Here is an 11,040-nt window from a genome sequence, read left to right as displayed (position 1 = left end):
ACTAGTTGGTTGCGTCACTTTCTAGTAGACACGCACGGTGGCTTCGTCGTCAATTGTGAACGACGGATTTTACACCACTACTTGAGACTTTAACACCCATACTGGTTACGGTGGCTGAATCCACGCATTTGTGGATTCGGCCCTAACTCATGGACTGTTGGTCCTAATCCCCTCGTTAGAGTGAAGAGCCCATTGCTAAAGAGGGAATAGTTCCCTCGGCAAGACGAGCGTCAATGTCCAGGCCGTCCCCAGAATGCACTAAAACGGACAATTTGCGTCGTCATTCAATCTTATGTCACCTGTAGGCCCGAAATCGGACATTTTAGCTCGTCACCATGACCAGCCAAAGTGGAGCAACCGCTTGACTCGGACATTGCCTTCGTCAGAATCAGGACATCAGACACCGTCAACCTTCGGACAAAATAGCGTAGTAGTAACACCATGTTATCGGGGCTCGGGTGGATCGAATTGAAGATGAAAGAATTGTTTTATTCATGCCGTCGATCCCGTCCGTATGGCTGGATACGTACGAAACCATGGCGATTGGTCCCCTGGGCTGACGACATAGACGCGAATGTGTCGTTATTCCCCCGCCCAGTCCGGCAATGAAACACAATTTGTTTTAACCGCCCTGACTGCGGACGGAGACACCCCGTCGGACCATCGCGCAAGGGCGGGTGATGTACAAAAAGCCGGCCCCCAAGCCGGCGATGCGCGATGTGGATCCGATTCGATGCCTTTACGGCTGCTCACCCGCCGATCTCACGCGTACGTCTCCTCGGCGTCCTCCGACAGCAACCCAATCTCCTGAACCACCTCGATGAATGGTTCCACCAACTCCGGATCGAACTGCCGTCCCGCACAAGACCTCAGCTCGACGAAGGCCTCCTCCATGGAACGCTTGCGTTGATACGGACGGCTGGTCGTCATTGCATCGAAGCTGTCGGCGATGGTGAGGATGCGTGCCTCGAGCGGAATGTCATATCCTTTCAGGCCGTCCGGATACCCGGTGCCGTCAAACCGTTCGTGGTGATGGCGGATGATTGGAAGACACGGAGCCAAGCTGCGGATGGGCTTCGCGATGTTGACCCCGATTTCGACGTGGCTCTTCATGATCTGCCACTCTTCGCGGGTGAGCGGCCCCCGCTTGGTCAGCACCTCGATGGGAATCTCGACCTTCCCGATGTCGTGCAGGAAAGCGCCAAACCGCAGGTAACGGATCTGGTGCTCCGGCAGACCAATGCGGCGCGCGAGCGCAGTGGCATAGATGACGTCGCGCTCAGTGTGCGCGTAGGTGTATCGATCCTTCGAGTTGAGAATCGCAAGAAACACCTTGATGGTCCGGATGATCTCCTCGTCCTCTTCCTGCACGGCGAGATCGTTTTTCATCTCGTCGAGCACGGAGGTGTACAAGGACACCTTGTTTCGGCCGGTGAACTTGCCTTTGTACAAGGCGTCGTCCACCATCACCATGAGTTCCTTTTTGTCCTTGGCCTGCTGCGGATAATGGGCTACGCCGATGCTCACGGTCACACGCTTGCCGGGCAGCCGTTCGGCGCCCGGAAAACTGGTCTCTTCGACCGCGCGGCGCAGCAACTCCGCTTTCAATTGGGCCTGCGGCAGGTCGTAATCCGGCAGCACAATGGCGAACTCCTCGCCGCTGTACCGGGCGATTTCCTCACCCGGCAGCCGCCGCTCGCGCAACACGTCCGCCACCTTCTTCAGGGCTTCGTCTCCCCGTACGTGGCCCCAGACCTCGTTGTAGCGTTTGAAGTGGTCAATATCCATCATGAGGAACGCGAACGGACGCTTTTCCTCAATCAGTCGGTCCACGCACGATTGAATGTACCGGTGGTTGTGCAGCCCGGTCAGCTCATCCTTGATGGCCAACTCTTTGAAGTGGTTGGCCATCTTGAAGTAGTCGCGGTAGGTGTACGACACCAGCAGGATGAGCCCCGTGAACAACAGGGCGCCTGCCAGGCCGGAGTGCTGCAGTACGACCGCCAACAGGATACCGATCATCACGGTGACGGCATAGACGATGAAAAACCGGGTGCCCATGCTTTGAAAAAAAAGGCGAATGCCCGCCAAACCTTTTCTCAGTCCGAAGTACACACTGAGCAACACTACATTGACGACAAAGTACGTTAAGCTGAACCCAATGATAGCCAGCAGTTGATTTGGGGTGAATAAACTCGATCCACTCAGTAATACATATGTACGCTGCGCCACAAGGGCACAGAGAGTCCATACCGTACCGTTCACAAGTTGGGTATGCCAATGACGTTTATATCTGATGCTCGAGATTAACGCGTATAGCAGGCCTGCCCATGCGGTGACACCGATTGGATAAACGAGGCAGAACCCAATGAGATACACAGATTCTAGATTTATGCGTTCGTCATTCGTTACCAATATATAAAACCGTTCTACCAATAAAAGGAAACCCGTCAAGCTGTACAGAACAACCCAATCAGGAATGGTAACTTCCGGCTGAGTTACCTTATCCCACGTGGCAACGGCCACCCACAGTACAACCGCATACAGAATCCCCATGCTACTGAGTAGTGTTCGGTTGCCCGTCGCCACTCGAACGAACCCTTCTTTCCGAACGCATCGCGTGTTGAATAAATATAACGATGCCAATAGCTATCAGAATATCGCCAATGCTAATCAAGCTCCCAGGCGGTACATCAAAGTAAAAGATATCACCGAGAAAATTCAGGTGTGTATGCGTGGACATAGCCACGCTCTTACCGTAGGTCCCTTCTTCCAAAAGAGGAACCAATGCGGCATTCATTTTTTGCACTGCCGGAATATAAGCGGGCATTCGCAAACCATTGCAGACCATCACGGCTAAGTTCGCTATCGTTCCGGCCATCGCCCAAATAACTCCTGGTGCCCGTATGTTGATCCCACAAAAGATGATCAACAATATGTAACTGAACACCAGAAAAAGCTCATACCAAACTCCCCACAGATGGTGAATAGACACGACTTGACTCAGATACGCTAACGGAAGAATCCACACTAACCGTAGGGAAACGTAGGGTATCGACCACAGGCTGCCTCTGCGAAACCACCCGATGAGCATACCCGAGAAGATGGTAAGTACCTGGAATGCCAAAATCCCACCTCATTCGACAACGATTAATGCGAAAAATGGGCCGAGTCTTGCCCGGCCCCTCGCACGTTACCAGCTTCCCGGGTTGCCACCAACACCAGCCTGCGCCGCAATGGAAAACAACACAATTGCCCCAAAAATGAGTCCAGCCTTAATCTTCTGCATCGGTGGTTCCTCCTCAGAATTGGAATCATCCATTCTGAGTGCTGTGACGTGTGCTGGGTTGAATGAGTCGCCTGCCTCACTCATGATCCCCGCAGGACCTCAAAAGCAGACCGCTGCTATAATGCTAGTGAGGACAAGCCGTTGCTGCGATGATTGCTGCAGGAGTCACACCCCGATGCCAAAATTATATCCCTGCTTCTAGGAAGAATGCTAGATTGCTCACATAGGACTTTTGTCCCGATTCTCCACCAATCTTCCCCATGTCCGAGCCTAACCCGCACATACCAAACGCTCTCCTACCCGCAGAGCAGGCGGATGTCGCGCGCCACGTCGCAGAGCATCCCGCTGACGCGCAGGTCGTAGATGCAGCCGACCAGGCCGCCCTCGGCGCAGACCCGCGCCAACTGTTGGACGAACTCACCTTCTTCTTCGATCCGCACGTATTCCAACCCGTCGTGCTGCATCGCCATGCGCTGGACGATGTGCGGTGTGTCGTCCGTGGAACCCATGTCGAAGACCAAGATCCGCCACTCCCGTTGACCCAGTGCGGTGCTGAGGAAGATGGATCGCAGGACGCCTTCAATGTGTGCCTCGGAGTTCTGTACCATCAACACGACCGCAACCGGATGCAGATTTTGCCGGATCCGGCGTCTCAGGCGACGGCTCACCTGCCGCACCACCGTCAAGGCGCCGTAGACGGCCAGTGCCCAGAAGAAAAGAGCCGCGACCACCGCCCTCACCCCCTGCTGCAATATATGCGCCGCAGGGGAGGACGCCACCGGACGGGAGGCGGCGCGCGGACCAAGCCTCAGAGCCACAGCGAAAGCCGCAGCGGAAGGCACAGCGAGAGCCACAACGGGAACCACCGCCGCAATCGCCGCCACGGCGCCAGCCCTTACAAGATCACGGTGTCACGATGGCAACCAGTGTTTTTTCATCGCCAGCACGACCGCTTGCGTCCGATCCTGAACGTGGAGCTTGTTGAAGATGCTCGAGATGTGGTTTTTCACCGTCTTCGTCGTGATGTTCAGCGCCGTCGCAATCTCCTCGTTGGTCTTGCCGTTGGCCAGTTCGCGCAGGATGTCCATCTCCCGCTCCGTCAACAATCCGCGCCACGATTCGCTCATCTCGGCGCGTTCCTGGAACTGGGCGATGACGGTGTGCGTCACCTGCGGATGGACCACCGCACGGCCGGCCGCGACCTCGCGGATGGCGCGGACCACTTCCGACACCGAGCCGTCCTTGACCAGGTACCCGGAGGCGCCCGATTTGAGCGTCTCCAAGACGTATCCCTCGTCGTCGTGCATCGTCAGGATGATGATGCGCACCTCCGGATAGCGGACCTGGAGCTGCTTGGTCGTCTCCACCCCGTTCAAAAACGGCATGTTGATGTCGAGCAGCAACACGTCCGGCCGGACCTCTTCGAGCCCGAGCAACACGTCCGCTCCGTGGCGCCACACCCCGACAATCTGCAGGTCCGGCTCGTACTCGAGGACCTCGCGCAAAGTCTCGCGGAAATTCTCGTTGTCGTCTGCGATGGCCACCCGGATGGGTTCCGTCATACCGTGTCCCCCCTTGAGATGGGCAACTGGATGGTGACCTGAGTGCCCGTCCGTTCTCCGGCGCCGATGTCCATCGATCCGCCGATCACGCTGAGCCGCTGCCGGCATAAGGTCAACCCCAGCTTCCCCTGCTCCAGCCACCCCAGCCAGTCTGCCTCCTGCAGTCCCACCCCGTCATCCACGACCTTCACCCGCAGGCTATCGGGCCCAAAGGTCAGCACGATGGACACCGCACTCGCCCGCGCGTGCCGGGCGACGTTCTCCAGGCACTGCTGGACCGCGCGGAATACGGTGACTTTCTCCGTCTGGGTGAGCGGCACCTCCAGGCCCACCAACTGGACTTGGGATTTGACGTGGGTCTGGTTCGACCACTGCTCCGCGTACCGTTTCAAGGTCGGAACCAAACCCAGGTCGTCGAGCAAGGGAGGGCGGAGGTCGAACACCAGCTGGCGCAGCTCGGCGATCACGTGATTCAACCGCGACCAAACCTCTCCTGCCACCGATTGCGGGACCCGGCCAGGCGGCGCGGCCTGCATCCGCATGGCCACGCTGGCCAGCGCCTGCATCGGGCCGTCGTGCAGCCGCTGCGCCAGCATCCGCCGCTCCTCCTCCAGCATCTGCAACACCTGCAGGCCGAGCAAGGACTGAACCTGCGCCGCCTCGAGCACACCGGCCACGTCCCCGAACTCGGCCGTCAGGTACTCGGTGGTGTGGCGGAACTTGTGGAGCAGCACCTCGGCCTGCCGCGCCGTGGCGTGCAATCCCTTCAGCCGCCGCGCGATGTCGTCGCGCCAATAGCGCAATTGGGCCTCGCGCTCGCGCCAGCGGGCCAACTCCGCCTGCAGCACCTGCGCCTCTTCGTAGGCTTGTTGCATCTCCTGCTCCGAGTACCGTTGAAACTCGCGGTTGACCAGCATCAGCCGCTGGCGGGCCAGGCGCGCGTCCTGCTCCAGGCGCTCGACCTGCTCGATGGCTTCCGCGCACTCGCTTTGAACGCGGGCGAGCTCTTCCTCCAAGCGCTTCACCTCGTCCAGGGTGCTCCGGGCGATGGCTTCGACCTGATCCCGGCCCTCCGAGATCGCCGCCAGCGTTTTGTCAATCGCTGCTCTCAATGCAGATATCCGCGATTCCAAAGGAAGCACGACGCCCCTTCACGGCAGGATAGGAGTGTTTTAGAAACCATTCGATTTCTTGAAGCCCATTTCCTGCCGTTCTGATTCTGCGCAGGCCATCCGGATTTTCGTAAAAAAGAGGCGCCCGTCCAATCGGCGAGCGCCATTCCATGGGGTAAGGGTGATGGTACAACCTTCGATCCGCAGGTGCCCCGTTGTGGGGGTCCTGCGCAGAAATTTTCTCGTTCTCAGCCGCGGGCGTACGCGGCAGCCGCCTGGCGCAACGCTTCGGCCTTGTCCGTACGCTCCCACGGGAGATCGAGATCGCTGCGGCCAAAGTGCCCGTATGCCGCCGTCTGGCGGTAGATGGGGCGACGAAGTTCCAGGTCGCGGATGATGGCGGCCGGGCGGAGATCGAAGTGCTGCCGGATGAGCGAGACGATGTCATCCTCGCCGATCACGCCGGTTCCGTACGTGTCGACCGAGATGGACACCGGCTGTGCCACGCCGATGGCGTACGCCAGCTGGACCTCGCACTTGCGCGCGAGCCCCGCCGCGACGACGTTCTTCGCCACATGACGGGCGGCGTAGGCGGCGCTGCGATCGACCTTCGTGGGGTCCTTCCCAGAGAAGGCCCCGCCACCGTGCCGGGCGTAGCCGCCATAGGTGTCGACGATGATCTTGCGGCCCGTCAGGCCCGCGTCGCCCTGTGGCCCGCCGATGACGAAGCGGCCCGTCGGATTGATAAAGTAGCGCGTCCGTTCGTCGAGCAACTCCGGCGGGACCACCGCGCGGATGACGTGCTCGTGCATGTCGGCGGTGATGGTCTTGATATCGGTGTGCTCGTCGTGCTGAGTGGAGATGACGATGGTGTCGACGCGCACCGGTCGATCGCCGTCGTACTCGATGGTCACCTGGGTCTTGCCGTCCGGGCGCAGATACGGCAGCGTGCCGTCCTTGCGCACGACAGACAGCCGGCGCGCCAGCTGGTGGGCCAGCGAGATGGGCAGCGGCATCAGCTCCGGCGTCTCATCGCAGGCGAAGCCGAACATCAATCCCTGATCGCCGGCGCCGATGGCCTCCACATCCAACGCTTCTCCAGCGCGCGCCTCCAGCGCCTGGTTGACGCCCTGGGCGATATCGGGCGACTGTTCGTCGATGGAGGTGATGACCGCGCACGTCTCTGCGTCAAAACCGTACTTGGCACGCGTGTAGCCGATCTCGGCGACTGTTCGCCGGACCACTTTCGGTATGTCGACGTAACAGGTGGTCGTGATCTCCCCGGCCACCAGAACCAGTCCGGTGGTCACGGCCGTCTCACACGCCACCCGCGCGTACGGGTCTTGGGCCAGGATTTCGTCGAGGACCGCGTCGGAGATCTGATCACAAATCTTGTCGGGATGCCCTTCCGTCACCGATTCGGAAGTGAACAAGCGCTTGCCCACGGGATGTCCCCTCCTTCTCTCCCGGGTGCAGCCGTGGACCTGTCCTACGGCCAAAAAAATCAAGGAATATGGTATTATAATCGCCCGGGCACGTCAATGAACGATTCCTGGGCGGCCTTGCAGGGACGGCTGTGCAGGCCAGGCGCGGGATGGAATCTGGATGGAAGCAAAGAAGCGGGACCTTCGTCCCGCTCCCTTGAGGCGAACACATCGTGTGCGGTTGTCCGGGATCGCTCCAAATCTGCTTCAGACGGCTTGGTTCAGACGGTGCCGCCTGCCAGCGCCTGTTCCGCCAAGGCCACCAACCGGCGCGTGATCTGTCCGCCGCAGCGCCCCGCGTCCCGGCTCGTGACCTGCCCCCAGTAGTCCTCCCCGCTGCCCGGCTGCACCGACAATCCAATCTCCGCCGCGATCTCGTACTTCATGTCGTGCAGCGCCTGATACGCGGCAGCGACCAACTTCTTGTTGTTGCTCGGCATCTGCCGCACCTCCCCCAGATGTGGCCGGCCAGCTCCTCGAGGGAGCCATTCCGGTACCTCTAGTCTGCACCGCTCGCCGCGAATAACCCGGTTGAATTTCTGGAGAACCGGTCAATCGGTGGTGCACGGTTCGACTCAGCGGCCGCGCAGGACGCGCCAGGCGAACCGGGGCAGCGCCAGCTGACGCCGCCAACGGGAGGGCTGGCGCAACAGCCGGTACAACCATTCCATGTTCAACCTCCGGAACACCGCGGGCGCCCGCTTGACGACGCCGCCCCACACGTCGATGCTGCCCCCGACGCCGATGGCCACGCACGGCGGAAGACCGCCCAACGATTCGAAGATCAGCCGCTCCTGCCTGGGTTGGCCGAGCCCCACCAGCCACAGATTCGGGCCGAACGATTCGATCTCGCTGAGGATACCGGGCCACTCCCTGGCCTCGAAGTATCCGTTGCGGCCGGCGAACGTCAGTTCCGGATAACGTTGGCGGAAACGGGTGAGGCAAGCCTGCAGGGCCTCTTCGCGGGCGCCGAGCACGTACACCCGCAGCGACAGGCGGCGCGCCTGCGCCGTGTCGAGCAACTCGGCCACCAGCTCCACGCCGGTCACCCGCTCGGGGACCCGGTGGCCCTGCCTGCGGGCCGCCCATACCACGCCGATGCCGTCCGGTGTGACGAGATCGGCCGCGCGGGCAATTTGTTTCAATTCTCCATCCCGTTCGGTCATCATCACAAACTCAGGCCCGGCGGTGATCACCATCCGCCGGCTGCCCTCATCCATCCACTGCAGAATGCGCTCCACCGCCTCCCGCCGGGTCAGGCAGTCGAAGCGCACGCCGAGCACGTGGGCCACGGTGTCGTGCTCGGGCAGGGTGCTCCATCCCTTCACACACATCCCTCATCCATCTGTCGCAAACCGAACCCCGCCGGGCTGGTCTGCGACCGGTTTGTGCATCATAAACATTGTAACGTACCCGAAGAAAACAAGTTTCGGCGGCGTCCGACCGAGATTGACACCGGTCGGCGGATTTCGATTAGATTCGGCAGCCATCGCGCGGCAGTGTCGAAAATCTTGAATTGCAGACATGGCTCGACATGATTACAATTTCAAAGCGTGTGGTCGTCCGTCGACTGTATATACAGCGTTCGGACGCGAGGGAAAGTCAGGAAGGAGGGCCCCCCGTGGACGAGGCTTCGGCCCGGGAGATTGAACGACTCCGAGCGACCATGCACAGGGTGTTTGAGGAGTGCGGCGGAGATCTGCGACACCCTGTCGTCCTGCAGGCCAGCCAAGCACTGGACAGAGCACTCAACAAATACTGGAAGTCGATCCTCAGTCAAGCCACTTCAACAGCGACCATCGTCACCCGTTTCACCTTTTCACCCCACAATACGACGACCAGGCAAGGTTCGACGGGATACGCCTTCGCGGCACAGTGACGCACGGATGCGTGCGCTTCATCTTGAATGCCAGGCGGCCCGCCGTCAGGTTCAACCCGGCACCGGGACAGACAGCAGGGGCATCAGGGGAAGTTCTGCGTTTTCACGCAGGCCGGTGAGCCGCACGCCGAAGAGAGCGGGGTCCTGCAAATACACCGACTTCCCGTTCTGGTACGTCACCCAGGCATTGACGAAGGAGTACATCCCGTAGTGGTAGTCGATGGCAAACCCGCTGTTTTCCACCGGCTGCCCGTTGTAGGTCAGGTCGGTGGTGGGATCGAGATCGATATAAAGCGTCACCTTGTCCGGAGGATTGGGATCGGTGGCGGGCTCCGTCGCCTTTGGACCCTGCAGTTGGCCGGACGGGGTGACGACAAACCTGTTGACGCCCCCAGCCAGCTCGAATCCCGTCCAGGTCTGCGTCCCGTGCTGCAGGATGCGGGCGTATCCGCGGAACTGGCCCGGCACTTCCAGCGTCACCTGGACCCCGGCGTCCGCCTGGTCCGCGGCGGACTGCAGCAGCCGCGTGAACTGATCATTGAACACCGGCTCGGCCACGCCAAACGTCTTGGCGAAAGCGTCCCCATCATCCATTCCGGTGTTGATCCGGTTCAAGTAATCGGCCCACGCCTTCCAGCCGTGCTGCTGCACGAGCCAGGACACGGCAAGCCAATCCTGCAACTCCAGATCATAGGCCGCGTCTCCCGCCAGCACCTTGTCCTCATCGTCCGTCAGCGGCAGCAGTTGGCCCTTCTTCACCGCGTCGAGCACGCTTTCGGCCATCTGCTTGGCGTACCCGTCGTATGCGATCCCGCTGGCCACCGCCTGCTGAAAATGCATCCCCAGGGTGACCGCCAATCCTTCGTTGACCCAACTCGGCAACTCGGGTCCGACGCCGGCGTTCAGGTACACGTGCGTCAACTCGTGCGCCAGGGTGTTGGCCAGGTCGGCATCGGTCTTGTTTTGGTACAGCGGGATCACGACGTTGTCCCCCTGGGTGAACCCGCCGGTATCGCGGCTGAAACGCTGCGCCTGCTCGGGAGACACGCCGAGCGTTTTCAGGGCCTCCTTGTAATCGGCCGCGGACTGGGCAACATACAGGTGAATCGGCCGCCTGAGCCGGATCTGCAACGCGTTCGAGATGGTGTCGGTCATCCGGTGGCTGACCACCAGCTGCCGAACCCGCGCGACATCCGCCTCGGACACGTCGTCCCCGGCCGGCCGGATGTCGAGCGTGGGTTCGTTGGCCGCGGTGTTGTCCGAGCCGGGCGTGACCGGTTTCGATCCCGCGGGCGCCGTATGCCCGGGGGTCTCCGTCGTCCGGTTTGCGTTGGCCTCCGGGTGCGGGCTAGACTGATTGCGCACCGGCGGCGCGGGAGAGACGTGGGTGAACGGCGTCATCCAGGAGCGTACCCGCTCTGGATTGTGCTGATACTCGAGGGTGACGGCGGACACGGCCGTCAGGGCCAGCGCGAACACCGTCACGGTGATATGGAATACCCGGTCCGACCGCTTCGCCATCTGCGTTCACCTCGCCTTCCCGGAGATGATGGTTGGACACGGCGGTGCGCTTCATCCCTACAATACCAGTTTCGACAGCCGCCGGCGCTGTTGAAACATTTGGCATCCACATTTCACGGTCGTTGTATTGACTTTTTTGAAACACCACGTTATGATTGGTGTGGGTATTCCCAAATCTAACGAGTAACGCAAG

Annotated in this window: 10 protein-coding genes; 1 reads left to right on the top strand and 9 read right to left on the bottom strand. The window is 60.5% G+C overall.

What is annotated here, in order from left to right; all coding sequences use genetic code 11:
* Positions 1-762 precede the first annotated feature (762 nt).
* From BM357_RS07615 to BM357_RS07580, 8 genes are all read right to left on the bottom strand, one after another.
* Entirely contained in the window at positions 763-2,091 is a 1,329-nt protein-coding gene (locus BM357_RS07615) for a bifunctional diguanylate cyclase/phosphohydrolase (RefSeq protein WP_175511480.1), read from the bottom strand.
* A gap of 466 nt (positions 2,092-2,557) precedes the next feature.
* Positions 2,558-3,094 (bottom strand): DUF5317 domain-containing protein, encoded by a 537-nt coding sequence (locus BM357_RS19805; protein WP_245783891.1) that lies wholly within the window; start codon positions 3,092-3,094, stop codon positions 2,558-2,560.
* Between the two features lie 491 nt (positions 3,095-3,585).
* On the bottom strand, positions 3,586-4,020 hold the full coding sequence (locus BM357_RS07605; RefSeq protein WP_074951223.1) for a glycosyltransferase family protein: 435 nt from the start codon (positions 4,018-4,020) through the stop codon (positions 3,586-3,588).
* Positions 4,021-4,200: 180 nt separating this feature from the next.
* The gene (locus BM357_RS07600; protein ID WP_074951221.1) at positions 4,201-4,851 is read right to left on the bottom strand and encodes a response regulator; all 651 of its coding nucleotides are present in this window, start codon (positions 4,849-4,851) and stop codon (positions 4,201-4,203) included.
* Positions 4,848-5,963: a sensor histidine kinase gene (locus tag BM357_RS07595; protein WP_175511479.1), complete on the bottom strand. Its 1,116-nt coding sequence runs from the start codon at positions 5,961-5,963 to the stop codon at positions 4,848-4,850. Before BM357_RS07595 ends, BM357_RS07600 begins: the two co-directional genes overlap by 4 nt.
* A gap of 248 nt (positions 5,964-6,211) precedes the next feature.
* Complete coding sequence (metK, locus tag BM357_RS07590; protein WP_074951216.1) at positions 6,212-7,408, bottom strand: methionine adenosyltransferase; 1,197 nt, start codon at positions 7,406-7,408, stop codon at positions 6,212-6,214.
* 260 nt (positions 7,409-7,668) lie between these two features.
* Complete coding sequence (locus BM357_RS07585; RefSeq protein ID WP_074951214.1) at positions 7,669-7,887, bottom strand: alpha/beta-type small acid-soluble spore protein; 219 nt, start codon at positions 7,885-7,887, stop codon at positions 7,669-7,671.
* 135 nt (positions 7,888-8,022) lie between these two features.
* Complete coding sequence (locus tag BM357_RS07580) at positions 8,023-8,781, bottom strand: WecB/TagA/CpsF family glycosyltransferase (protein WP_074951212.1); 759 nt, start codon at positions 8,779-8,781, stop codon at positions 8,023-8,025.
* A 287-nt stretch (positions 8,782-9,068) separates the two neighbouring features.
* Between BM357_RS07580 and BM357_RS07575 the strand changes: the two genes are divergently transcribed.
* On the top strand, positions 9,069-9,326 hold the full coding sequence (locus BM357_RS07575; protein ID WP_074951210.1) for an aspartyl-phosphate phosphatase Spo0E family protein: 258 nt from the start codon (positions 9,069-9,071) through the stop codon (positions 9,324-9,326).
* A gap of 51 nt (positions 9,327-9,377) precedes the next feature.
* On the opposite strand, the gene BM357_RS07570 is transcribed toward BM357_RS07575, so the two are convergent.
* On the bottom strand, positions 9,378-10,847 hold the full coding sequence (locus BM357_RS07570; protein WP_074951208.1) for a hypothetical protein: 1,470 nt from the start codon (positions 10,845-10,847) through the stop codon (positions 9,378-9,380).
* Positions 10,848-11,040: the final 193 nt, after the last annotated feature.

Origin of the sequence: Paenalicyclobacillus macrosporangiidus (assembly GCF_900116805.1) — a bacterium.
Classification (GTDB): domain Bacteria; phylum Bacillota; class Bacilli; order Alicyclobacillales; family Alicyclobacillaceae; genus Alicyclobacillus_H; species Alicyclobacillus_H macrosporangiidus.
Note: the sequence above shows the minus strand (reverse complement) of the source record. Positions and strands in the feature narration are given on the sequence as shown.

Excerpts from the sequence above, each read along its gene's own strand:
- BM357_RS19805 (WP_245783891.1), bottom strand. The coding sequence starts at position 3,094 with ATGCTCATCGGGTGGTTTCGCAGAGGCAGCCTGTGGTCGATACCCTAC.
- BM357_RS07580 (WP_074951212.1), bottom strand. The coding sequence starts at position 8,781 with ATGTGTGTGAAGGGATGGAGCACCCTGCCCGAGCACGACACCGTGGCC.
- BM357_RS07570 (WP_074951208.1), bottom strand. The coding sequence starts at position 10,847 with ATGGCGAAGCGGTCGGACCGGGTATTCCATATCACCGTGACGGTGTTC.
- BM357_RS07600 (WP_074951221.1), bottom strand. The coding sequence starts at position 4,851 with ATGACGGAACCCATCCGGGTGGCCATCGCAGACGACAACGAGAATTTC.
- BM357_RS07585 (WP_074951214.1), bottom strand. The coding sequence starts at position 7,887 with ATGCCGAGCAACAACAAGAAGTTGGTCGCTGCCGCGTATCAGGCGCTG.